The organism is Bdellovibrio sp. NC01 (genome assembly GCF_006874625.1).
Taxonomy (GTDB): domain Bacteria; phylum Bdellovibrionota; class Bdellovibrionia; order Bdellovibrionales; family Bdellovibrionaceae; genus Bdellovibrio.
Map to the genome: position 1 here is coordinate 1,132,961 of NZ_CP030034.1, position 24,598 is coordinate 1,157,558.

General features: G+C 45.1%; 21 protein-coding genes. 15 read left to right on the forward strand and 6 right to left on the reverse strand.

Going from position 1 to position 24,598, the window contains the following annotated elements; genetic code table 11:
• The first annotated feature begins 106 nt into the window (after positions 1–106).
• Positions 107–2,545, forward strand: a complete 2,439-nt coding sequence (locus DOE51_RS05455; protein WP_142695553.1) for a murein L,D-transpeptidase — start codon at positions 107–109, stop codon at positions 2,543–2,545.
• Positions 2,546–2,616: 71 nt separating this feature from the next.
• On the opposite strand, the gene DOE51_RS19145 is transcribed toward DOE51_RS05455, so the two are convergent.
• Positions 2,617–3,081 carry a hypothetical protein gene (locus DOE51_RS19145; RefSeq protein WP_168196392.1) on the reverse strand — a complete coding sequence of 155 codons (465 nt, stop codon included), beginning with the start codon at positions 3,079–3,081 and terminating at the stop codon, positions 2,617–2,619.
• A gap of 206 nt (positions 3,082–3,287) precedes the next feature.
• On the opposite strand from DOE51_RS19145, the gene DOE51_RS05465 reads away from it, so the two are divergent.
• From DOE51_RS05465 to DOE51_RS05490, 6 genes are read left to right on the forward strand one after another with little or no spacing between them, the layout of a single operon-like run.
• A complete protein-coding gene (locus tag DOE51_RS05465) occupies positions 3,288–3,596 on the forward strand; it encodes a cell division protein ZapA (protein ID WP_142695555.1) in 309 nt (102 codons plus the stop codon).
• A gap of 25 nt (positions 3,597–3,621) precedes the next feature.
• A complete protein-coding gene (locus DOE51_RS05470; protein ID WP_246845398.1) occupies positions 3,622–4,188 on the forward strand; it encodes a 5-formyltetrahydrofolate cyclo-ligase in 567 nt (188 codons plus the stop codon).
• A gap of 32 nt (positions 4,189–4,220) precedes the next feature.
• Positions 4,221–5,786: a ribonuclease Y gene (gene rny, locus DOE51_RS05475; protein ID WP_142695557.1), complete on the forward strand. Its 1,566-nt coding sequence runs from the start codon at positions 4,221–4,223 to the stop codon at positions 5,784–5,786.
• A gap of 4 nt (positions 5,787–5,790) precedes the next feature.
• The gene (tyrS, locus tag DOE51_RS05480; RefSeq protein ID WP_142695558.1) at positions 5,791–7,026 is read left to right on the forward strand and encodes a tyrosine--tRNA ligase; all 1,236 of its coding nucleotides are present in this window, start codon (positions 5,791–5,793) and stop codon (positions 7,024–7,026) included.
• 52 nt (positions 7,027–7,078) lie between these two features.
• Positions 7,079–7,948 (forward strand): 2Fe-2S iron-sulfur cluster-binding protein, encoded by an 870-nt coding sequence (locus DOE51_RS05485; RefSeq protein ID WP_142695559.1) that lies wholly within the window; start codon positions 7,079–7,081, stop codon positions 7,946–7,948.
• A 49-nt stretch (positions 7,949–7,997) separates the two neighbouring features.
• The gene (locus tag DOE51_RS05490) at positions 7,998–8,813 is read left to right on the forward strand and encodes an alpha/beta fold hydrolase (RefSeq protein ID WP_142695560.1); all 816 of its coding nucleotides are present in this window, start codon (positions 7,998–8,000) and stop codon (positions 8,811–8,813) included.
• Here the strand turns inward: DOE51_RS05490 and DOE51_RS05495 are convergent.
• From DOE51_RS05495 to DOE51_RS05505, 3 genes are all read right to left on the reverse strand, one after another.
• On the reverse strand, positions 8,810–9,136 hold the full coding sequence (locus DOE51_RS05495) for an iron-sulfur cluster assembly accessory protein (protein ID WP_142695561.1): 327 nt from the start codon (positions 9,134–9,136) through the stop codon (positions 8,810–8,812). The genes DOE51_RS05490 and DOE51_RS05495 overlap by 4 nt on opposite strands.
• Before the next feature lie 114 nt (positions 9,137–9,250).
• Positions 9,251–10,426, reverse strand: a complete 1,176-nt coding sequence (locus DOE51_RS05500) for a cysteine desulfurase family protein (RefSeq protein WP_142695562.1) — start codon at positions 10,424–10,426, stop codon at positions 9,251–9,253.
• Positions 10,427–10,467: 41 nt separating this feature from the next.
• On the reverse strand, positions 10,468–11,997 hold the full coding sequence (locus DOE51_RS05505) for a hypothetical protein (protein ID WP_142695563.1): 1,530 nt from the start codon (positions 11,995–11,997) through the stop codon (positions 10,468–10,470).
• 184 nt (positions 11,998–12,181) lie between these two features.
• On the opposite strand from DOE51_RS05505, the gene DOE51_RS05510 reads away from it, so the two are divergent.
• Both DOE51_RS05510 and DOE51_RS05515 read left to right on the forward strand, forming a co-directional pair.
• Positions 12,182–14,500 carry a vitamin B12-dependent ribonucleotide reductase gene (locus tag DOE51_RS05510; protein ID WP_142695564.1) on the forward strand — a complete coding sequence of 773 codons (2,319 nt, stop codon included), beginning with the start codon at positions 12,182–12,184 and terminating at the stop codon, positions 14,498–14,500.
• 261 nt (positions 14,501–14,761) lie between these two features.
• Positions 14,762–15,961, forward strand: coding sequence for a S1 RNA-binding domain-containing protein (locus tag DOE51_RS05515; protein ID WP_142695565.1), 1,200 nt, complete (start codon positions 14,762–14,764; stop codon positions 15,959–15,961).
• Positions 15,962–16,053: 92 nt separating this feature from the next.
• Here the strand turns inward: DOE51_RS05515 and DOE51_RS05520 are convergent, their stop codons facing one another.
• The gene (locus DOE51_RS05520) at positions 16,054–17,151 is read right to left on the reverse strand and encodes a molybdopterin-binding protein (protein ID WP_142695566.1); all 1,098 of its coding nucleotides are present in this window, start codon (positions 17,149–17,151) and stop codon (positions 16,054–16,056) included.
• Positions 17,152–17,325: 174 nt separating this feature from the next.
• Between DOE51_RS05520 and DOE51_RS05525 the strand changes: the two genes are divergently transcribed.
• The 5 genes from DOE51_RS05525 (at position 17,326) to DOE51_RS05545 (ending at position 22,336) form a co-directional block, all read left to right on the forward strand.
• On the forward strand, positions 17,326–18,534 hold the full coding sequence (locus DOE51_RS05525; RefSeq protein WP_142695567.1) for an acyl-CoA dehydrogenase family protein: 1,209 nt from the start codon (positions 17,326–17,328) through the stop codon (positions 18,532–18,534).
• A gap of 39 nt (positions 18,535–18,573) precedes the next feature.
• Positions 18,574–19,287 (forward strand): RNA methyltransferase, encoded by a 714-nt coding sequence (locus DOE51_RS05530; RefSeq protein ID WP_142695568.1) that lies wholly within the window; start codon positions 18,574–18,576, stop codon positions 19,285–19,287.
• Between the two features lie 62 nt (positions 19,288–19,349).
• Entirely contained in the window at positions 19,350–20,237 is an 888-nt protein-coding gene (locus tag DOE51_RS05535; RefSeq protein ID WP_142695569.1) for a tyrosine-protein phosphatase, read from the forward strand.
• Positions 20,237–20,683 (forward strand): hypothetical protein, encoded by a 447-nt coding sequence (locus DOE51_RS05540; protein ID WP_142695570.1) that lies wholly within the window; start codon positions 20,237–20,239, stop codon positions 20,681–20,683. The genes DOE51_RS05535 and DOE51_RS05540 overlap by 1 nt, the downstream gene beginning before the upstream one ends.
• Positions 20,684–20,815: 132 nt before the next feature.
• Positions 20,816–22,336, forward strand: a complete 1,521-nt coding sequence (locus DOE51_RS05545; RefSeq protein ID WP_142695571.1) for a methyl-accepting chemotaxis protein — start codon at positions 20,816–20,818, stop codon at positions 22,334–22,336.
• On the opposite strand, the gene DOE51_RS05550 is transcribed toward DOE51_RS05545, so the two are convergent.
• A complete protein-coding gene (locus DOE51_RS05550) occupies positions 22,333–23,901 on the reverse strand; it encodes a class I SAM-dependent methyltransferase (protein ID WP_142695572.1) in 1,569 nt (522 codons plus the stop codon). The genes DOE51_RS05545 and DOE51_RS05550 overlap by 4 nt on opposite strands.
• A 72-nt stretch (positions 23,902–23,973) precedes the next feature.
• Here DOE51_RS05550 and DOE51_RS05555 point away from each other — a divergent pair, with 72 nt between their 5' ends.
• Positions 23,974–24,579 carry a LemA family protein gene (locus DOE51_RS05555; protein WP_246845400.1) on the forward strand — a complete coding sequence of 202 codons (606 nt, stop codon included), beginning with the start codon at positions 23,974–23,976 and terminating at the stop codon, positions 24,577–24,579.
• The last annotated feature ends 19 nt before the right edge of the window (positions 24,580–24,598 follow it).

Sequence of the window (24,598 nt, forward strand, 5' to 3'; positions counted from 1 at the left end):
CGCTGTGCCAATATGGGGCGCTTGTCTAAATCTTGGCCCGCTGTAATGAATCTAAATAGCTTTCAATAGGCATCTTAATTGAAGCGTGAACCTCGGCGAGGTTTCTATGCAATTAAGATCAGTTCTCAAAAAAACATTCATCTATGGTATGAGCATGGCGCTTTTGGCTCCAAGCTTTTCTCATGCAGCTGATAGCGTTGCTGGAACTGAGCAAGCGATTCAATTATCTCGCTACCTTTATAATGCTGACTTCGATACGGCTCGTGCGCCGATTAAACCTTCATGGGGCAATTTCCAAATCGTACCTGAGCACCTACGTCCTCTTTATGTGAAGGTTCAATATCAACCATTCTGGGTCACAAGCGATGGTCGTCCTAATGAACTCGCGGCAAGTCTTCGTACGCTGTTGTTGGGTGCCGCTCGCCACGGTCTGAATCCAGGAATGTATTGGGATGCCACGATGGAAAACGGTTACAACAGTAACAACCGCGCTTCGTGGGTGACATTTGAAATGCTTGCGAGTGAAGCATTGATTCGCTACGCAACTCATTTAACTACGGGTCGTTTCGATCCAAATTTGATTGATGATGATATCATGTTTAAACGTAAAAAATTAAACATCGATAGACTTTTATCTGCGATTCAATCGGGCGCAGGAAATTTCATTAACTCTATTGAGCAAATGGCGCCAACTCATCCACGTTACCGTGATCTGATGTACATGACGGCACAGCTTTATGATCAAAAGGCCGCAGGTGGCTGGGAAACAATCACATCTCCTGGTGTGCAATTGAAGCTCGGTGTGAAAAATCCAGTGATTGTGAAACTGCGCAAGCGATTAAACCAAATGGGTTACTACGTTTCAGATGCCGGTGGACAGTTGTTCGATCAAGAATTTGATGCTGCCTTAAGACAGTTCCAAGCGATGAACGGTCTGACAGCTGATGGTGTGATCGGTGTAAAATCAGAAGTGCTGCGTGCACTGAACGTTTCGATTGATCAACGTATTCAAGACGTTGCTTTAAATATGGAAAAGCTGCGTTGGCTTCCTGAAAATCTAAATTATAATCGCAATATTTTCGTGAATCTTGCGACTTCTGAATTCCGCATGACCGATCAAGGGCAGTTGAAGTTCTATTTTAAAACTATCAACGGTCAAAGTTTCCGTCGTACGCCAACGATGAAGGACTCGTTGTCATCTATTGTAATCAATCCGAATTGGACGGTGCCTGAAAGCATCGCTTATAAAGATAAACTTCCAAAACTTCGCGCGGATTCGCGTTATTTGGATAAGCACAACATGGTGTTGATGAATAAATCATTAAGCCAAGTTATTGATGCTTCATCGATCAACTGGCGCTCTGTTGATGAAGCGGAAATGAATCGTTATTGGATCGTACAAAATCCTGGTTACGACAATGCGTTGGGCGTGGTGAAATTCCAGCTTTCAAATGGCGACGCGATCTACATGCATGACACGAACGAACGCAATCTATTTACAGAGTCAGAACGCCACTTAAGTTCTGGTTGTGTGCGTTTGGAAAAACCATTGGAAGTTGCGTCTTATATTTTGCAAGACATCGGCATTAGCTATGAGGATCTAGTCAGCATGGTTCCAAGTCGTGTTGATGACGTTAGAAGAACAAAAGAAACGAAACGTGGTTTCACTCCATGGGAAGTTTATTTCATGTATCTGACGGCAGAGCGTGGTGATAACGGCCAAATGCGTTTCATTAACGATGGCTACGGTCAAGACAGTCGTATGGCGCGCACTTTACAGAACTCGGTTGAAGAACAAGGTCTAACTCCAAAAGCGAACGAACGCATGGGTGTGATTCAAGTGTTGGGTAAAGCTGGCGAATACCAAGTCTTCAAAAAAGTAAAAGCCGTTCGTTGCGATACAACGACACGCGGATCTTGTGATGCCGCGGTTTCGTTTGACCTTAACGTCCAAACACAATTGCCAGAGGGTAACTACTTATTGAGCTTTGAAAACTCAATGTACCCAGGTTTCGTGCAAGTGCGTGCGAATGCTCCTGTCGTTGTGCAGCTACAAACCGTCGCGACGATTCAACCAGTGAAAGCCTCAAACGGTAAGTACGCGTCTTCAACATATATTGTTTACCGCGACTTCACTTCGCAAATCGAGCAGCAGAAATTATTGTGGGAAATGTTCTATATGAAACGCCACATGAATCGTCTTGAGAAAGACAACTATGGCGCACTTTATCTTGCGGATGCTTGGAGCCAAGACTTCGTACAACGTTTCAACTTCGATGCATGTTCCAAATTGAACACTTTTGCTGAGCCTTCTTCTCAAGCAAAAGAGATTTGCTCGACGTGGAATAATGCCAGATCGCCTAACGATCTTTACCCATTATTTTTTGATGCGAAAACGGGCAATTTGAAAGAAATGTGGGTGACCGCTCCAGGAGATGTGCTATCCTTTGAGCATCCTCGCCATCTCATTTCGGCACCAATTAAAGGTGCGGGCACTGTTCAAGCTTTTGAAGGTGCTTATAAAACTTTGCAAACATCAAAGTAGGCGGGTCAGAACGTAAAGGCACACAAAGGAATATAATGTTTAGTAGGACCCTTCTTGCATCTTTATTTGTGTTAGCTCCAGCGGCGAGTTGGGCGACTAAAATAAAACCTATCTCTGTATCCTATGAAAACCTCATGCGCTGTTTTCCTGAACTTCAGGACGACAGCCTGTCTTTCAAAGTGGACCTGAATCGTTTGAAAGAGGTCGCTGACGAAAAGTTCGTGACCTCGCAATCGCAACTGCGTCAAAGAAAGATCCAGTACGAAGACGCGGACAAACAGACTAACAATTTGATTCTGCGCAATACCTTTAGAGGTGAGAAGAAGGTCGAGTCCGAGTTGGTCCTGCAACAAGTCGACAGCAAAGGTGTCGTTACGGACGTCAAACTGACTGAGAATCAGCGCATCAATCCCAAACAAGAGGTTATTAATAACTTTTTGCTGAATACGACGACAAAATCGGACGAGTACTCCTATATTGACACGAAGCTCAATGATGTTGTCGCGACTTACCGCCGGAATTTCAAAGACGTCCAAGAGTACAATCTAAGTGATAAGCCGAATCATCGATCGATTTCCTGCGAAAAACAGAACGATCTCGGTATTATATGCACGTGTACTAAAAAATAAACTGTTGAATATAGACTCATTACACCTATATACTTTTCGTAGTGTTGTTCTAGGATTTTTCTAGAGTTTTAAAGGATTTAAACGGTATCAACAGCTTGGTTTGGAGTGCAACGGTGACATCAGAGAAAAAGAACTATAATTTCCTCATTGCTGGTGTTCCATACAAACTTAAAACTTCTCATGACGATGCGACTGTTCAGGAAATGGTCGACTTCGTAAATAACAAAATGAATCAAGCTATGGCCGTTACAAAAAACGGTTCCTTCCAAAATGCCGCGGTACTAACTGCGATGAACATTGCTGAAGAACTTATCCTCTTGAAAAGAAAAGCAGCTCGCGAGTTGGAAAAACTCGAAGAGAAGGCTTTGGCTCTTTCTCAAGAACTAGAAAATTCCAAAGGCAACAAGGTTTTGAACAACTAACTTTGTTTGTACTCTTGGAGTGTCCATGTCTGTTTGGAGCTCTAAAAAGGAATGTCGTTCCTATTTTAAATCTCTTTGCGCTCAAGAGTTCGCGCAAGGTCTTGTTCAAAATCAACAACAGCTTTCCAAGCATCTGAGTGACTTTATGTCACGACAGAGCGGGGTGTGGGGCGCATATCGTGCCTTACCTCAAGAGGCCCAGGTCGAAGCGATCTTCGGGATCACTCACATCGAGTGGATTTTCCCAAGAGCCATCGAAGTCGATCAACACAGGGAGCTTGAGTTTTGTCGGGTTCATCAATTCATTCAGGGTTTCTTCGGAATCCTTGAGCCCGATCAGAAATCCCAAGTGGTGGATCATCACCATGTTCAGGGACTGTTGATTCCAGGTTTAGCGTTTAATAAAGACGGCCGTCGGCTGGGTAAGGGAAAAGGCTTTTATGATAGAGCCTTGGAAAACTTCTCTGGTTTGAAGGTGGGTATCTGTTTTGATTTTCAAATTTCACAACAGACTCTGCCGTTCGAAGAGCATGATGTGAGGATGGATGTTCTCATAACCGATTCGGGGCTCATCGACTGTCGTCAGTTTTAGTTGGTCCAGTAAGGACATTGGTAGGAGTTAATATGGAAATCGTCATTGCCGCAATTGTGGGACTCATTTTGGGTGCGGTTGTTGTGTTTGTGATCAAGCGTTTGCAAGACAACAATAAAAAGAAATCAGCACGTATCGAAGCAGAACGTATCGTCAACAGAGCGAACTCTGAAGCTGCGAAATTGAAAAAAGATGCTGAAACAAAAGCAAAAGACTTCGAAGCGCGCGCGCGTAAGAATGTTGAAGCCGACATTCACAAACAAAAATCGACTTTGAAAAATAAAGAGTCGCAATTGGAACGTCGCCTGACAGAAATCGATCAACAGTTCAAAGCAAAGATGGAAGAAAACGACCGTTATTTGAACACGTTGAAAGACCGCGAAGAAAAAATCGCGATCTCTGAAAATCGTATCAAAGATCTAGAGAAAAAAGGTGAAGCGCACATCGTTGAGCTAAAACAGAAATTAGAATCTGTGGCAGCGATGACTCAAGAAGAAGCGAAACGCCAGTTGCTGACGGCTCTTGAAGACGAAGCAAAACAAGAAGTTTCAAAACGTCTGACACAAATCGAAGAAACAGCCCAAAAAGAATCAGAAGCAAAATCAAAACGTATCTTGGCCGTAGCCTTGTCACGTTTCGCGTCTGAGTACACGTCTGAAAGAACAGTTTCCGTATTGGCACTTCCGAACGACGAGATGAAAGGTAAAATCATCGGTCGTGAGGGTCGTAACATCAGAACTTTGGAAGCGCACTGTGGTGTGGATTTGATCGTCGACGATACTCCAGAAGCTGTAGTGATCTCTGGCTTCGATCCTGTTCGTCGTGAATTGGCGCGCAGAACAATTGAAAAATTGATGGAAGACGGTCGTGTGCATCCAGCACGTATCGAAGAAGTTGTAGAGAAACAACGTAACGAATTGATGAAGTCCATCAAAGAAGAAGGCGAACGCCACGTAATGGAATTGGGTGTTGCGAACATCCATCCAGAGCTTGTGAAAATCATCGGTGGTTTGAAATACCGTTCGTACCAAGGTCAAAATGCTTTGAACCAGTCGCTTGAAGTTGCGCAAATCGCCGGTCTTCTAGCGGGTGAATTGGGTGTTAGCGTAAAACAAGCACGTCGTGCCGGTTTGCTACACAATATCGGTAAAGCGATCGATCACACAGCAGAAGGCAGCTATGCCACTGTGGGTGCTGAAGCCGCTAAAAAATATGGTGAATCTGAAGACGTATGCCACGCGATCCGTGCTCACGATGAAGAAGAAAAGCCGCATTCACTTCTTGCGTGGATTGTTCACGCGGCTTACACGTTGTCGACGTCTCGCCCAGGTGCGCGTCGTCCACAAATGGATGCCTTCATCCACCGTTTGGAAGATCTTGAAAGCATCGGTAACAGCTTTGACGGCGTTCTTAAAACTTTGGCTCTTCAAGCCGGTAAAGACGTTCGTGTTCTAGTTGAATCAAGCAAAGTGACTGATGACCAAGCCGTGATGTTGTCTCGCGATATCGCTCGTAAGATCGAGCGCGAAGTACCACAAGCAGGCGCCGTGAAAGTAACAGTCGTTCGTGAAACTCGTTCAGTAGAACACGCTAGGTAGTCGTATGAGTTTTTTAGATCCGAAAGAGCAGTTAGAACGTATTAAGTTTGGTGTTGCAGAATTCATCAATGATGAAGAGATGCTGAAAAAACTAAAACGTTCGAAAGAGACGAATACTCCGCTGAACATTAAATTGGGCGCGGACCCAACTCGTCCGGATATTCATATTGGTCACACCGTTGTGATCAATAAGCTTCGTACGTTCCAAGAATTGGGTCACAAAGTTTATTTCTTGATCGGTGACTTTACTGCGCAGATCGGTGACCCGTCAGGTAAGAGCACAACACGTCCGGTTCTTTCTCGTGAAGAAATCGAAGCGAATGGTGCCACTTACGCAAAACAGATTTTCAAAATCTTAGATCCGGAAAAGACAGAGATTGTTTACAACTCTTCTTGGATCAACAAGATGACTCCGGCTGATTTCATTCGTATGTCTGCGCAATACACTGTCGCACGCATGCTTGAGCGTGATGATTTCACGAAACGTTATAAATCGGGAACTCCGATTGCGATTCATGAATTCTTGTATCCATTGACTCAAGGTTACGACTCTGTGGCTTTGAAAGCAGATGTGGAGTTGGGTGGTACGGATCAGAAGTTCAACTTGCTTGTCGGTCGCGATATGCAAGCGGCTTACGGTCAGGAAGCTCAGTGCGTTTTGACGATGCCAATTCTTGAAGGTATCGACGGCGTAAACAAAATGTCGAAGTCTTTGGATAACTACATTTCCGTTGTTGATACTCCGAAAGATATGTTCGGTAAAACGATGAGAATCTCTGACGAGTTGATGTACCGTTGGTACGAACTTTTGACAGACGTTGGCGCTTCCGGCCTTGCGCAATTGAAACAAGACGTTGCTGATCGCAAGAAACATCCGCGTGATGTGAAAGTGAATTTGGCAAAATTCTTGATCAAACGTTTCCACTCGGAAGCAGCGGCACAAAATGCTGAAGATGAATTCAATCGTATCTTCGTTGATAAAGGTTTGCCTGACGATATTCCTTCAGTGGAATTCGCAGCAGCTGATATCGGCGCTGACGGAATTGGTATCGCGCAAGTCCTTGTGAAACTTGGTTTTGCATCTTCTAACAGTGAAGCAAATCGTATGGTTCAAGGCGGCGCAGTTCAAATCGCAGGTCAGAAAGTTTCTGATGCGAAATTGAAATTGAAGGCGGCGGATCTGCACGACAAAGTCGTGAAGGGTTCGAAAACGAAGTTCGCGAAGATCATCGTAAAATAATCTTCGCCGCGTTCGTAAATTGTTTTTTGGTAGTTAGAGTAAGGATCGATGTATGAAAGTTAAGTTTATTCCGCAGAATGTAGAAGTCGAAGTGTCTCCTGATAAGAGCCTTTTGCAGATTGCTACGGAAAATCATATTGAGATCCGCTCTATCTGTAAGGGTGTTCCTTCTTGCGCTGAATGCCGTGTGCGTATTCGCGAAGGAGAAAACAATATTCTTCCGCCCAATAAAGCGGAATTAAGCCTTATCGGCACAAGCTATTTCATCGACGGTCGTCGTCTGAGTTGCCAAGTGCATTGCTTTGGTGACGTAACTGTCGATTTGACTGAACAAGTTGAGCGCCAAGAAAATCAAACGAAAAAAATCCGCGGCTTTAGAACCAATAAACAAATGGAATCTAAAGCAGTGAACGACATGATGTTGTTGGACGAAAAAGAAGCGGCAGCTGCGGCTTCTTCTGCAACACAAAGTTCTGCTGATGAAGGCTCGTCTGAACCTCAACAAGCAAAAGAACAAGCTCCAAGAGAGCACAAACCTCAACAGCAACAACACAAGCCGCAGCAGAACAGACCCCAACACCAAAATCAAAAAGGTGGTGGTCAGCAGCAGGGCAAAGGCCAACAACAACAAGGCCAAAAGCAGAACAATCAGAACCAAAATCAAAATCGCCAACAGAACCAAGGCAAGCAGCAACACAATCAGCAGCAAGCTAAGGGCGGCGGTCAGCAACAACAGAATAAGCCGCAACACCAAAATCAGAACAAACAAGGTGGGCAGCAACAAGGTAAGGGACAACACCAACAAAAAGGTGGGAACCCAAACCAACAGCAACCTAAGCAACATAATCAGAATCAACAGCAGCAAAAACCGAAGCCGCAACAAGGCCCAACGGGAAATTCTGATTCTGGCGACAAGGCTTAGTCAAAAGTCCTGTTCATTACCGCAGTTAAAGATCCGACAAGTCTTATAGATGTCTCATCATAAGATCACTTACCGCGAGCGCGGGCAGGGCCCTATTTTACTTCTACTTCATGGTTACGGTGGAAGTATTCATCATTGGCAACCTGTTGCGGATCTTCTTGAAAGCAAATACCGAGTCATCGTTCCAAACTTAGGCCATCTTTATCTCAGCACGGACAAACTGACGTTCACTCAACAAATCGAAAATCTTGCTGAGTTTATTACAGTGCATTTTCCAAATGAAAAAGTGAATGTGGCAGGTTTGAGTTTTGGTGGGGCGCTGGCGTGGGGCTTAGCCACTCGTTATCCGCATTTGGTGAAACGAACGGCGTTGATTAATCCGATGGTCACTGATCCCGTGCGCTCTTTCACGCCGCTGGAATTAAGATTCTTTTTTACGATTCCGCTGAATTTAAAAAGCATCTATGTGATGTTAACGACTCCGATGGGGAAGGCGTTCTTGCGTCGTTCGGCGCAGATCTTCCGTGATGAGCGTTCTGAAGGTGTCACTGCCGTTGAAAGACTGCAAGGTCGTAAGCTGCAATTCGTCGCCTATATGATTCATCACTTCGCGTGGGTTTTGCGCAATGAAAACTGGCAGTCGTGGAGTAAAGAATTATTAACTTATCGAGGTGAGTGTCGTTTGATCTTCGATAAAGAAGATCTTCTTTTCACAGAGGATTCTTATTATAAGTTTGCGCAATTAATTGGATGCGAAGATGTGATTCGTTTAGAAGGGGCGGGACACTTAGCTATTAAATCCCAACCCCAAATGATCGCAGAACACTTACTTGAATTTTTTGCGGGAAAAGTTGTAGCAGCTTAAACGTTGAACGACGAACCGCAACCGCAGTTCTTAGATGCATTCGGGTTGTTGAACACGAAACCTTTACCGTTCAAACCACCAGAATACTCCAAAGTCATACCCAAGATGTAAAGCATGCTTTGTGGATCAACGACAACTTTTTGACCGTTTGATTCAAACGCTTTGTCACCATCACGAGAGCTCGTGTCGAAGTCCATTTTGTAAGACAAGCCAGAGCAGCCGCCTTTTTTTACTTCCACGCGAAGAAATGCATCGTCAGCTTTGCCTTCTTCTTTTTTCAATGTCGCAAGCTTTGTAGCTGCTTCCGGGGAAATAGTGATCATAGAAAACTCCTTCAAAACGTAACAATGATTGTAGCACAGAAGCGGGCCTGGGGGGAAGGAGCCAGTCCAAGGGGGGCTGAGGCCCTTAAAAGAGTCTCTAAAATACTGAAAATATTACTTATTTTGCTTTGCTATGGCGCTCTGAAGGATGTCGGCAGCACGTAGAACTTCCTCTTCGGTACTCCAGCGTCCTAAGGTCATGCGCAGCGATCCCTGAGCTTCTTCCAGCGTAAGGCCGATGCTACCCAGAACGTGACTCATCGTCATGGTTCCCGAGGTGCAGGCCGAGCCCATGCTGACACCCAACTTTTGAATGCGACCCAAGATACTGTCCGTCGTAACAGGCAGAGTGATGTTCAAATTATTTGGAGCGCGCATTGTCGGATGACCGTTGAGTTTTACGTCAGGAATTTTTTCTTGCAACGTCTTCCATAAAAGATCACGCAGTTTCGTTAAACGAGCAGCTTCTTCTTTCATAACGTGTTCGCAAATTTCCGCAGCAGCACCGAAACCTACGATCGCTGGTACATTTAAAGTTCCAGCTCGCAAACCTTTTTCCTGACCACCACCAAAGAACAACGGATTGATCTGAACTTTGGGATCTTTCGAACGAATATACAACGCCCCAATGCCTTTCGGACCATAGAGTTTATGGGCAGAGAATGACATCAGATCAATTCCCATCTCTGTCACGTTGATTGGAATTTTTCCTGCGGCTTGAGTCGCATCAGTGTGGAAATATATTTTATTTTCTTTCGCGATCTTTGCGATTTCTACAATGGGATTGATCGTGCCGATTTCGTTATTCACCCAGATGATGCTGATCAATTTTGTATGTGGTTTGATCGCCTTACGAACAGTTTCAATTTCGACTTGGCCGAACTTATCAACAGGCAGAATGTCGATTTCAACATGCTGAGCTTTCGCTGCACTCATCGCGTGAATGATTGAATGATGTTCAACCGAAGTTGTGATCATGTGAATCGGTTCATTGGGGTTTTCTTCGCGTATTTTAGAAATCAAGCCGAAGATCAACCAATTGTTTCCTTCAGTTGCTCCCGCCGTAAATGTGATTTCAGAAGGTTTGCTTCCAATCAATGAAGCAATTTGTGCGCGCGCTTTTTGAACGGCGTTGTCTGCGGCCCAACCCCAATGGTGAGCAGCACTTGATGGATTGCCGTAGAATTCTTTAAGATAAGGTTCCATGACGGCAAAAACTTGCGGGTCAATGGGAGTGGTCGCATTGTAATCGAGATAGACGCCAGAATCTTTGCTAACAGGACTTTCCATACGTACTGTCTAGCATAGCAGAAGGGGCGGATGAAAGATATTTATACGAGGACTTTGTCGCGCTCTTTCGCTTGGAATTCGTTAATTTTGTCGTTAAGGAAATTTTGGGCTCTGTATTTGTCTAGACCCGCTAGCTCAAGGCGTAAAATGTGAAGATGAGACACACCTGAATTAACTAAACGCTCTTTCTGGTTGTGCATGAACGTGCCACCGCAGGGCGTATAAAGCAGATACTTATTATTACGCGGCAGATAGATGTACACGTTGAACTCAACCGGAATGTCGGAGCTTAATTCATCAATGTGAATGGCAGCCATTTCTTCATCGCTACAATCAAGAAGTTTTACTTTTAGGTCCCGGCGCGGGAAGAAAGCCATGGCGATCTCTTCACCATTGTGTGCTGATTTACGCAAGAAATCGGCGTGTTCAAGAGCCCAGTCTTCAAACGGAACTTCTTTAACTTTGATTGGCATTGTTTCGCTATCGGGAAGTTGTTCACCGTTGTCGCGCAAAAATTTAAATAAGCGCGAACGAACTTTATCAATGAACAGCGTGTCCATTTTTTTATCTTTAGCCATTGCTGCAATCAAATATCCTGAAAAGCGCGAAGACTCGACAAGGATGCACGCCATGTTTGTGGCTTTTTCTAATTCGACAACTGGTTCGGTAAAATTGATGCAGGATTTTTCTAAAGCATCACGCGCACCTTGCGACATCAACGAGTCTTGGCCCGCTAAACGCTTGCGATCATAATCCAATGACTCGGCACCAGGGCGTTCTTTCGATGGCGCTGGCATTTCTGTTGGCGCCCAACCGGGGCCATTGTTCTTTTTTTGTGACGGATGATAGTCCGCTTGTTTTGGTTCATCTGCTTGCATCGCATTCGCAAAGGGATTGTTTTTTTCTAAAGCAGAAATGCCATTTGCATTCGAAGGATTCGCGTCAGCTTGAGAACTCGACGACCGAGCGTGCATCGCATCGCCTTGAGAACCTTGTTGTGAAGCATCCAGCTTAGATGAAAGTGAGCCCATCAAAGCTTGATCATCGTTATCGCCTGCTAAAAATTGCGCTAGAAAATTTGCCGATGCTTCGTTGCTCCCGTTAGCACCTTTGATGGAAATCATTCCGGCTTGGCCGCCTTCAGCTTGTCCCCATGAAGAATCACGTGAGGAAGCACTTAAGCCTTTTGTTTGCAGATCCTTATAATATTTATTCACAGTTCTTTCGATGGAAGGACCTGTGATCGGCGGGAAGATTGCGTATTCTGCGGAAGTCTCTGACAAGATTTTTAAGTTTGCAGCCGACGCGGTTTCAGAAAAAGCAATAACGACGACGGGGAAGGCTTGAGTCAGAACTTTGGGAAGATTACGTACTTTGCGATTTGGATGATCGATGCTGACCATCACAAATTGCGGCTGATTTTGCACAAGATAGATCAGGGCCTCTTTAAGGTTCGCGGTCGATTTGATGACCCAATCACGGTTCTTCAAAAAGCTCTCTGCAGGAGCTAGACCTTGGGCGTGCGACTTGATGATCAGAAGACTTCGCTTTTGTGTAGATTCTTGTTCCACGCTTACCTTCGTCAAAAATGTTCAGAAACGGGCCACATATTTTCTTAACGGCGGGTGGAGATAAACAAACAAGCTTCGATCGAACATTAGTGCTCCATATTGCGAAGCTTTAATGCCCCTACGGACTAGATCCTACACATGCTAGAGGTTGAGCATGAGTGTTCGAGTCTTTACAATGAAGTCCATGGCAAAAACAACGACACTGCATTCTCCATCTTATTTTGTTCCGGCTGGTAAAAATCCAGAAAGCCTTTTTCAGTGGAAGAAGGTGGATTGCCAAATCAAGAATCGCAAAGGCGACATCTTTTTTGAGATGAATAACGTCGAAGCGCCTGAAGGTTGGTCACAACTTGCAGTTGAAATTGCAGCAAGCAAGTACTTCCGCAAAGTCGGAGTGCCAAAAACAAAATCAGAAAAATCTGTGCGCCAGCTCGTGGACCGAGTGGTGAAAGCCATCGTCGCTTCAGGAATTAAGCAGAAAAATTATTTTGCTTCAAAAAAAGATGCCGACACTTTCGCAAAGGAATTGAAATACATTCTGTTATCACAGCGGGGAGCCTTCAACAGCCCGGTGTGGTTCAATGCGGGTTTGTGGGAGTCATATAAAATCTCTTCGCCTAGTGAACACTTCGCGTGGGACGAAAGAAAAAAATCCATTCAAGCGACTGAAAATGCTTACGAACGTCCACAGTGTTCAGCATGTTTCATTCAAAGTGTTCAGGATTCGATTGAAGATATTTTTGAACTCGCTAAAACCGAAGCAAAACTTTTCAAATACGGATCGGGCACAGGCAGTAACTTTTCTGCAATTCGCAGTAAGTACGAACCCACTAGTTCAGGCGGGCACAGTTCCGGTTTAATTTCATTCCTTGAAGTTTTAGATCGGGGAGCGGGCGCGATTAAATCAGGCGGCACCACTCGTCGTGCTGCGAAGATGGTTGTGGTCGACATTGATCATCCGGAAGTTTTAGATTTCATCGAATGGAAAATGAAAGAAGAAAAGAAAGCCCACATGCTGATCGCAGCGGGTCTTAGTTCTGATTTCGAAGGGGAAGCGTATCGCACGGTATCGGGTCAAAACGCCAACAACTCTGTGCGTGTGACTGATGCGTTTATGAAAGCGATCTTAGAAGAAAAACCTTGGAAACTAAAAGCCCGTGTCACTGGCAAGGTTCATCGCGAACTGCCGTCGGGTGAAGTGTGGGAGAAAATCGCGCACTCGGCTTGGGTGTGCGCGGATCCGGGGATTCAATTCCACGATACTATCAACAAGTGGCACACATGTCCTAATACCGACATTATTCGTTCCAGCAATCCATGTTCGGAATATATGTTCTTGGACGATTCAGCCTGCAATCTGGCTTCTATCAACTTAGTGAAGTTCTTAAATCCAGATGGCAGTTTTGATTTTGAATCGTTGATTCACACCGCACGCACTTTGTTTGTCGCCCAAGAAATCCTGGTCGATTATTCAAGTTATCCGACGGAAAAGATTGCGCAGAATTCTCACGATTATCGTCCGCTGGGATTGGGTTTTGCGAATCTCGGTTCGCTGTTGATGCGTAAAGGTTTGCCTTACGATAGTCACGAGGGGCGTGCCTGGGCGGGTGCGCTGACATCGTTGATTCATGGTGTGGCTTATCTGACGTCAGCGGAAATGGCACGTGCTAAAGGAGCCTTTGCGGGCTTTAAGAAAAATCGTGCCCCGATGATGAAGGTTATGAAAATGCACGCGAAGGCCGTCAACGGTGTCGAGTGGGCGATGTTGCCACCGGGCCTTGATAAGGCCGTAAAAAATTTGTGGAAGGCTGTGCTTTATAACGGCAACAAGCACGGTTTTAGAAATGCGCAAGCGACAGTGATCGCACCGACGGGGACGATTGGTTTGTTGATGGATTGTGATACGACGGGGATTGAACCTGATTTCTCGTTGATCAAATTTAAAAAACTTGTGGGCGGTGGTGAAATTCAAATCGTCAATCAAGCTGTAGAGCCGGCACTTCGTGCTCTTAATTATTCGGACGATCAGATCTCACGTATTTTAAAATGGGTCGAAGAGCATAACTCACTCGAGCATTGTCCTGATGTGAAGAAAGAGCATTTGCCAGTTTTCGATTGCGCGAATGCAGCCCCCGGCGGCCGTGTGCTGTCACCTGAAAGCCATGTGAAAATGATGGCAGTGGTGCAACCTTTTATCAGTGGCGCGATCTCTAAAACGGTGAATTTACCGAATGCCGCCACAGAAAAAGATATTAGCGATATTTATTTCTTGGCTTGGCGTTTGGGCGTAAAGGCCGTCGCGGTGTATCGTGATGGCAGCAAACAAAGTCAGCCGCTTAATCTTAAAATCAAAGGTGAAACCCTTGAGGGAAAAACCAAAGAAATTAAAGTGGATATTGTCCCCGAATTTACCATGAAATGCCCTGAGTGTGGCAGCGACACAGTGCTCACAAGTGGCTGTTATCGTTGCCCCAATTGCGGCACTACGGTAGGTTGCTCGTAGCTGGCGTTGAAAAAGGCCGGCTGACTGCGTTGTCGGGACGCCTTCTCGCTTCGACGTGCTTGCAAGCACGCCTGCGCTGCGAGGGCATCCCTCCGCCTTGCATCCGACCTTTTTGAACGCCAGCTACCCCGTCTTCGATCGGGGAGGGCTTGTTCGCTCCGCGAACTCCGCTTTTGGCTGGTTTGCTTTGCAAACGTCGCTTTGGCTGTTCGCTTCGCGAAGACGCGGGATATGATTGTGTTTTTAGTTGAGGAAGATTTTATGTCTAAAAAAGATATTTTTGGTGATGATGTTAATGAAGGTAAATCTTTTGAAGATTTTGAGGCGATGTTCTCTAATTCTGAAAAAAGTTTGAAGACTCGCATGTCTGTGGGTGATCAGTTCCAAGGTGAGATTCTTTCAATCGGTAAAGAAGAATCGTTTGTTTCTACAGGAACAACGAACGACGGTTTGATCATGACTAAAGATCTTTTGGACGAAAACAAACAAGTTAAATATCACGTAGGTGATGTTATTGACTGTGTTGTTGTTGCGATCAAAGGCGGCGAGATTCGTGTTGCTAAAAAAGGCGCGATGTCTGGTGTTTCTACAGATTCATTGGAAGATGCTTTCGACATGGAACTTCCTATTGAAGGTAAAGTGACTGAAGCAGTTAACGGTGGTTTCCGTGTTGCTATCGCTGGTAAAACGGCGTTCTGTCCAATCTCGCAAATTGATTCTAAATTTGTCACTGACACGGCTGAATATGTAGGTCGCAAGTTTGAATTCCTCATCACGCAATTCGATGCGAAAGGCCGCAACATTGTGGTTTCTCGTCGTAAACTTTTGGATCTGCAAAAAGCGGAATTCGAAGGCGCGTTCATGCAAAAACATCAACCGGGCACAATCATGGACGGTAAAATCGTTCGTCTTGAAAAGTTCGGTGCCTTTGTTGAACTTGAAGGTGGCGTTGAAGGTTTGGTTCACGTTTCTGAACTTTCGTGGTCACGTATTCACGATCCAAAAGAAGTTGTTACTGTGGGCCAACCAGTCACGGTTAAACTTTTGAAAATGGAAGAAGTTGACGGTGGCAAATTGAAGATTTCATTGTCAATCAAGCAAGCGGACGGCGAAGGCAATCCGTGGACGACTGTGAATCAACGTTTCCCAGTAGGCACTGTTGTTAAAGGAACTGTTGAAAAGAAAGAACAATACGGTTTGTTCGTCACACTGGCTCCAGGTATCACAGGTCTATTGCCTCGTTCTAAATGGCGCGATTCAGTGGATGCGAACACTTTCGAGAATAAGAAAAAAGGTGACGAGATCACTGTGCAAGTTGATCAAATCCTTTTCGAAGATAAAAAGATCTCGTTGGGTGTTCCTGGCGAATCTGAAGACGGTGGCTGGAGAGCACACCAATCAGCTTCTTCGGGCGGTTTCGCTTCGTTGGGCGACGCACTTAAAGGTTTGAAAATTAAGTAGGTTGGTCTGGCCTGGTCTGCACTTCGGCTTCGCCGAAGTAACAAAAAAAAGCCCTCTTCATCAGAGGGCTTTTCTTTTCTGCACTTTGAATTTTACAAATGTCTAAGCCAAAAAATCATCGCGACTTCAGCGAAATACTGCGCGCGACGTTCGCGCATTGGCATTTGTTTGTACGGACTATCAAGAATATCGGCGAAACGCTGATTGCCTTTTTCGATACTCACGACACAGGAATGCTCATCTTTAGGTTGCAACATCAAACGCACTTGCGCGTGATCGTCGATAACATTATTGGAAAAGCTCCACTGTTTGTTCGTCATATGATCGCGCAACACAGGTATCAAACGGTTCATCAAAAATTGTCCTGTCACAGAATCTTGCACGCTTAACGAATTAAACGGTGCCAAAGCTTTTGCCAACATCAACGGCACGTCTTCTTGATCGCGTGTGATCAGGCAATGGCCCAGGGCTTGTGTGATTTTCTCAATGTACGGTTCGAACTGTTTTTCTTGTGACTTAAAGAAGGACATTTTCACTTCGACGTAAGGCAAATGCACACGATAGCCTTTTTCGACTTCGACACCTTTTAAAACGTCTTCGACGATTAACGCTACGTCTGATTCGCCAACACCCATTGTATCCCAGTGACGAGTCACGTAGGGATCAATGTGAGTCGTATTGTCGACAAGCCATTGATGAATGGAAGAATTCCACACGGCTTCAACTTCACGTGGAGGTCCCGGTAAAACGAAAAGCTTTTTGTCTTTTGCCTCTAGCGAAAAACCGTTGGCCGTGCCTTCCATGTTTTTCAAAACCGTCGCGCCTTGCGGATAAAAGCACTGCTGGCGTTGCACGTCTTTCACGACGTAGCCGCGCGGTTCAAGACGATCTTTAATGTGTTGCCACGAGCCTTCGTCAAAAATCAAAGGCTTATCACTCCATTCGGAAACAATATCACGAGTGAAGTCATCGGTTGTGGGACCTAAGCCGCCCGTCAGGAACAGAAGATCGCCATAACTTGCGCAAAAATCCATCGCCTCAAGCATGAGTTTTTTATCGTCGGGAACAACCAGATGCAGAGCCGTTGTCAGACCTAATTGTTTCAGGCGCTCTGAAATCCACGCGGCATTTTTGTTAACTATTTGACCATCGACCAGTTCGGTACCGATACCAAGAACAGCTGCTTTCATGAAGATCTCCTACGGGGACCATCTAAAAATAGACCTCTCAAACACGAGCGTCCAGGCACTTTGCGTAAGGTTGACGAATTAGCCCTAAAACGCATAGCGTTATTTGACGTCAAACCTTGCCCAACAGCTATGAATTTCACTAGATTCGCAACTCTAATAAAAGGAGCTGAACCCATGTCTTTCAACTGGAAAGAATTCGACCTCTATAATCCAACACCTGAACACGCAATGTTGCGTGAAACTGTAAAGCAATTCACAGAGGCCGAGGTTGAACCTCAAGCTCACGAATACGATCGTTCTGAAAAATTCAATCTTCCATTGTTCAAAAAAATCGGTGAACTAGGTTTGCTAGGTATCACAGTTCCAGAACAATTCGGCGGCGCGGGTATGGACGCGACAGCTGCAACAATCGTTCATGAAGAGTTGTCTGCTTCTGATCCAGGTTTCTGCTTGGCTTATCTTGCGCACTCGATGCTTTGTGTGAACAACATCGCAGTGAACGGCAGTGATGAACAACGTCTTCGCATTTTGCCAAAACTTTGCTCTGGTGAGTGGGTTGGTTCGATGGCGATGTCGGAGCCTGCAGTAGGTACTGACGTTCTTGGCATGCAAACAAAAGCTGTTAAGAAGGGCAACGAGTGGGTGATCAACGGTCGTAAGATGTGGATCACAAATGGAACTGTTGATGAAAACAATACTCCTTGTGACTTGGTTTTGGTTTACGCAAAGACAGGCGAAAAACAAGGTCGTGCATTGATCTCTACATTCTTGGTAGAGAAAGAACACAAAGGTTTCCAAGTTGGTCAAAAGATCAAAGACAAATTGGGTATGCGTGGTTCAAACACAGCAGAGCTTGTGTTCCAAGACTGCCATGTTCCTGAATCGGCATTGGTCGGTCATGAAGGTGATTCAATGTTGCACATGATGCGTAACCTTGAAATCGAACGTCTGACTTTGGCAGCAATGAGCTTGGGTATCGCACGTCGTTCCATCGAAATCATGAATCGCTACGCAACAGAACGTGAAGCATTTGGTAAATCTTTGAACCACTTCGGTCAAATGCAACGCTACATCGCTGACAGCTATGCTGAATACAAAGCTGCACGCGCTTACGTTTACGAAACAGCTCGTCGCATGGATTTGAACAAAGAAGGCAATCGTTTGGATTCAGACGGTGTGAAACTTGTTGCAACGACAATGGCGAAAAACGTTGCTGACCGCGCGATCCAAGTTTTGGGTGGTTACGGTTATGTGGGTGAGTACGTTGTTGAAAGACTATGGAGAGATGCGAAGTTGCTAGAAATTGGCGGCGGTACTCTTGAAGCGCACCAAAAAAATATCACTCGCGATTTGGCTAAAAATCCAGAATCTCTGTATAAATAATTAAAAGCCTTTCGGGCTTTATAGTAAAAGCAGGCAAGAATGTTTCCATACGGGACCGATATTGAAGTGAATACGCACCTGAAGGTGAACTACCAAGTGGTGCTTGAAAAGATCGGTCCTTTGTTGACGGCAGATCGTGTGCAAAAAATCGAGCGCGTTGTCGCGCAAAGAAATTTCGACACGGCTGTCGTTCTTGAAAGCATCTATGACCGCGGAAATATTTCTGCGGTGATGCGTTCTGCGGAAGGTCTTGGCTTCGGCAATTTTCATGTCATTGAAACTCAAGAAAAATTCAAAGAGTCGGCACGTGTTACTCAAGGTGCTGACAAGTGGGTTGAAACTAAAAAGTGGAAATCGACTGCCGAGTGCGTGAAAAACTTGAAGTCACAAGGTTATAAAATCTATGTGACTCACTTGGATGCGCGCTCTAAACCTTTGCATGAAGTGGACTTCACTGGGAAGTGCGCTCTTGTATTGGGTAATGAGAAAGACGGTGTCAGCCCTGAAATGGTTGCGGCTGCCGATCAAACAATCATCATTCCAATGTCAGGCTTCGTACAGAGCTTCAATATCTCTGTCGCAGGGGCCTTGGCGCTTTATCATATTTCGCAAGACCGTTTAAAACATTTGGGCAGCAATGCTTCGCTCAATGAAACGGAACAAGCGATCCTTCGCGCTCATTATTACATGCGCACACAAGATTCTTCGTACAAGGTCTTGGAAGAGCTGTTCGATCGCGGAGCTTTGTCTTAATCGCGCTTTATTCTAGATTTTCAAGGCTGAATCTTTTACGCTTTTTGTAGAGGATTCAACCTATGAAGAAAACAGCCCTGATTCTGCCGTTATTGTTGCTCGCTTGTGCTGAAAAGAAAGTTCAAACTTCTTCAGCGGACAATGCGACTTCTCTTAAAAATACTGTGGCGAAAACTTCTTTCATGAGCAAGCCTCAACCCACAGAGCCCGTTGAGCCGGTCTTTGACGAAAAATACGAAGGTTCAAAACTTGTTAATTATCGTAAGAACGACGCCCTTCACATGTCGGGTAGTTCCATGTTCAATCCTAAAAACGTCAAAGAGCTAGCTAAGCCCGCAAAGAAAATGAAGGCTCCACTTTACATTTTCGATTTGCGCCAAGAATCGCACGGTTTCATCAATGATAAACCTGTGACCTGGCAGGCTCCTAATGATTGGGCTAACGCCGATCTGACTCACACTGAAGTTTTGCAACGTGAACGCCGCCTGCTGCTTGATACAGGTATCGGTACGAAGTTCGCCGGGCAAACTGTACAAAGTATTGAAACCGAAGAAAGTGTCGTGCGCAGTCGTGGTTATGAATACGTGCGTCTGACAGTGACAGACCATCTTCGTCCCGATGACGGTGAAGTGGATCGTTTCATTGAAGCTGTTCGTGCATTGCCTGAAAAGAACTGGGTGCACTTCCATTGTCGTGCTGGCAAAGGTCGCACTACGACGTTTATGGTCATGTACGATATGCTTCGCAACGCTAAAACAGATTCCTTGGAAGACATCGTGAATCGTAATGCAAAATTGAGTGATGAATACGACGTGCTTGATGTACCAGCGCAAGATAATTGGAAATATCAATACCAAAAAGAACGTGCGCAGTTTATCCGCGACTTCTATAATTATGCGAAAGCTCACCCGAATGGCAGCGATGTTCTTTGGACAGATTGGACGAAATAATGATGAAACTAGTTTTAGCAGCATTCGCACTTGTGACTTTGTCTTCGTGTGCAACGATTAAACATGCGATTTGCGATTGTGCGCAGCCTGCGAAGGAAGGGAAGTCTTCGTCATCGACGGCAGAGCATTCTTCTAAAGCAAGCGCGGCTTCTTCTGGGGGCGAAAAAACTGCAACCGGTAAGGAAGCAGGCATCGTCGTTGATAATTCCGATATCGAGACCAGCAATCGCATGTCGAAAGCTGTCGATGCTTACGTATTTAAGAATCAAAAAGATGAGTTTACTAATCTATGTAAAGACGAACGCTTTGATTGTTTTGTAAATGAAAAGCGCTTTCCTAAAGGCCGTAAAAAGATCAAACGCAAGGTGCCGCCATTCTTAAGCGGATCGAAAATGGGTCTTCAAGGTGAGACGAGAGTGCGAGTAAAATACGACTTCTATCCATAGTTCATACTTAATCTCAGTGCATTTGCAAAAGCCGTCTCTTCCAAAGACGGCATTTGTGCTTTTTTAGGATAGGATTCCATTTCCACTTGGCCTCCATAATTCGCGCGCATTCTGAGTGCGTGGAGGTTTCGTATGAAAGCATCCGTTTGGGTTAAAGGTGTTCGTGGTCAGCTACTTTTATTAGCTGCAATTCCAATGTTGAATTTGGCAGCTCTTTATTATCAAGCCGATCAAGGCGTTGAAGTTCTAAAGCAAAGCAGTCTGACTGCGAATTCGGTGCGTGGTCCCTCAATTCATTATACGGGGCAGATGGCACTTCAGGCGTCGAATCTTCAACGTCATTTACTGCTGGCTTTGAATAGCTCAACCAAAGACAGTCGTGCTCTAGAGCTTAATAAAGTTCAAGCAGACATCGCTGCATTCAATACCGCAGTTGATGAATACGATAAAATCCCGCACAGTCAGGCGACTGCCGATCGCTTTAAAGTGATTACAGATCAGTGGCAGGAAACTTACAAGTTGGGTAGTGATGCATCTTCGTTGTTAGCACTGGGATCTGATCAAGCCGCATCGGCGATCATTACGGGTGGATTCCGTGATTCATTTAATAAACTGTCTGAATCACTGGAAGATCTTTCAACGCTTCGTTTGAAGTTGATGAAAGAAAGTATGGTTGAAGATCAAAAAACTTCGGAGCGTGTCGACGATTCTTTGGCGATTGGAGCACTGGTCGGGTTTATTCTGGTTCTGCTGCTATCAACATGGGTTATTCGCAGTCTGACAAAAGCTTTGCAGGCTTCAATTGGTTTGCTTGCGAAATCTTCCGAAAATATGTCGCTTGCAAGTGAACAGCTTTACGCAAGCAGTGAACAAACCGCCGAAGGTTCGACTGAAGCTGCTGCTAGTATCGAAGAAACCGTGGCAGCACTTGAAGAAGTGACCTCAATGGTGAAATTAAATTCCGATACAAGTCAGAAAACAGTGGTTCTATCTAAACAGGCTGTTGGCATTACTGAAACAGGTGAAAAAGAAATCGTCAGCTTGCTTGAATCTATCCACGAGATTTCTAGGTCTTCACAACAGATTCAAGAAATCATTCAAGTCATGGACGATATCGCTTTCCAAACGAATCTGTTGTCACTCAATGCGACGATCGAAGCTGCTCGTGCGGGTGAGCATGGCAAGGGGTTCTCTGCAGTAGCAACGGCTGTGCAAGATCTCGCGCAAAAAAGTGCAGTGTCTGCTAAAAATATCTCGCATCTGATCCAACAAAGCGCTGCGAAAATCGCTGATGGCGTTCAGATTGCTGAAGCATCCGGTGAAGTATTCAGAGAGATTCATACAATCGTCATGAAAGTTTCAGAAATGAGTGAACAGGTTGCTTCTGCCAGTCAGGAACAGGCGATGGGTGTGCAGCAAATCAGCCAGGCCATGAATCAACTGGATGCCTCGACGCAAATGAATTCCGCTTCATCTGAAGAGGTGTCAGCGTCGGCGAAAGAATTAACCAAACTTGCTTTGGATCTGCAAGGTGTTGTTGGTGATTTACAAGTGGTCTTAGACGGAAAAAGTCAGGACGTGAAAGTGACAACCTCAGAGGACAAAAAAAACTGGAACGTGGTTGCGCTGACAAGAACTAGCCAAGCAAGCTAGTTCTTACGCAGGATAATTGATTTCATCAGTGGTTCTTGATCCGGCAATTCAAAATCCAGTCCCTGGGCAGGGGCTGGAAGAATTTTAAACGAAAATTCGCGCTTTAGTTTTTCTAACTTCAAATGCAAATCGCCGCTTGTCCATTTTTCGTAGTTCGTACAGAACAACAACAGGCCATTCTTTTCCAAGCAGTACATACAATTCACTAAAAGCTCATCGAAGTTTTTGCTGATCGAAAAAACACTGTTTTTCGAGCGACCAAATGATGGTGGATCGCAGACAATCAAACCAAACTTGCGTTTGCGACGAATGGTACCTTTTAAGAACAACAAACAGTCATTGACCCAGAATTCGTACTTATCGTCTTCAGGATTTAAGCCGTTTAATTCAAAATTGCGTTTGCTCCACTCGATAAAGTTCTGCGAAACGTCGACAGTACAAACTTCAGTCGCACCAGCCAGAGCCGACACCACGCTAAAGCCACTTGTGTACGAGAATAGATTTAAGACGCGACGATCTTGAGCGTGTTCTTGCACCCACAGACGGTTTTCGCGTTGATCCAAGAATAAACCTGGCGACAAACCCGTATCACTACGAAGTTCATAGTTCACACCGTTTTCTTTGGCAGTCCAACGGGGAGCGGTCGCACCGATATTCCACATGATTTCGGCATTAGGATCTTCACCGCGATTCAACATCTTACGCACCAGAATTTTCTTATGCAGACGTTTCGAGATCTTTTCGAAGCGCAGAAGATCTTGCACAGTGGGATCGGATTCTTTGTACCAATAAACCCACAAGTAATCGCCGTACTGATCAATACGGTAAGTATCGAGCTCACGATGACTTAAACGCAAAGACTCGTCTTTGAGTTCTGTAAACTTGTACATGCGCTCACGACGTTGGAAGGCTTCGGCTAAGATCAGATCTTCTTCGTGCTCGTTCAACTCCGCCTCACGAGCCCACGCCGGAGTTTCGGTTTCAAATTTCACATCCTGGCCATTCAAAGTGAAACCCAAAGACAAGGAGTGCAAGCACAGGCGGTGGAAATGGGCGCCATTGTGTTCCGTATCACCTAAAACCGCGATGCCATTGGCTTCCGCATGCAGACGAATTTGGTGAGGCTTTCCCGAATGTGGAATCGCTTCCCACAACTGGTAAGGCCCAAGGGACTTCAGCCATGTGAAGGTCGTCTTTGAATTGGCCTCTTTGTCCTTGCGGCTGACGAACACTTTGTGTTCGCGTTCAATATGCGATTCGTAAGTGAAGTTTTGTTGTGAAATCTTTTTGTCAGTCAGGAACAAGTAGCGCTTTTGTACGAGATGTTGTTCGAACAAACGTGTCAGTTCCGCAGCAATTTCCGATGACGTCGCGAATACCAAAGCACCCGAAGTCGCTTTATCCAAGCGATGCACGGTGTAGAGCTTGCGCCCAATTTCATCTTCATACACCTCAACGCATCCTCTTTGACCAAACTCTGGTGTATGCGTGTTTAGGCCTGCAATCTTGTCAACAAAGATGCAGCCGGCTGTCTCGGTGTATCGAAGCTTAATTGTCCGTGTCATTCGACTAATATAGACCGGTTTTCGTTGAGCGTCACTTAGAGATTCGATAGAAAGATGTCTGGAGGTTTTCTTATGAAACTCGTTTCGAAAGCTATGCCCAAAGCTTTATTAGTTGCGCTGGTTCTTCCGTTCTTAGCAGGTTGTGGTTTCCAAGCTATCCCACAAGCTAAAAACTCTACTGAAGCAGCACTAGCTGAAGTATCAAACCAATACAAACGTCGAGCTGACTTGATCCCGAACCTTGTGAACGTAGTTAAAGGCTACGCAAAACATGAGGAAGAGACTTTGACTCAAGTTACTGAAGCTCGTGCAAAAGCCACAGCGATGAACATCGATCCATCAAAAGTGACTCCGCAACAATTGGCAGAGTATCAAAAAGCACAAGGCGGTTTGTCACAAGCTTTGGGTCGTTTGATGGTTGTCACAGAAAAATACCCTGATTTGAAAGCCGATCAAAACTTCCGTGATCTTCAAGCGCAATTAGAAGGCACTGAAAATCGCATTACGGTCGCTCGTCAACGTTACATTGAATCGATCAAAGAGTTTAACAACTTGGTCGCGGTTCCACCGACAAGCTGGACAAACTCTGTGATGTATCACTACGAAAAAATGCCGCAATGGGATTTAGCTCCTGAAGAAAAAGCGGCTGCAGAGAAAGCGCCAGAAGTTAAATTCTAATGCGAATATTTTTTCTGTC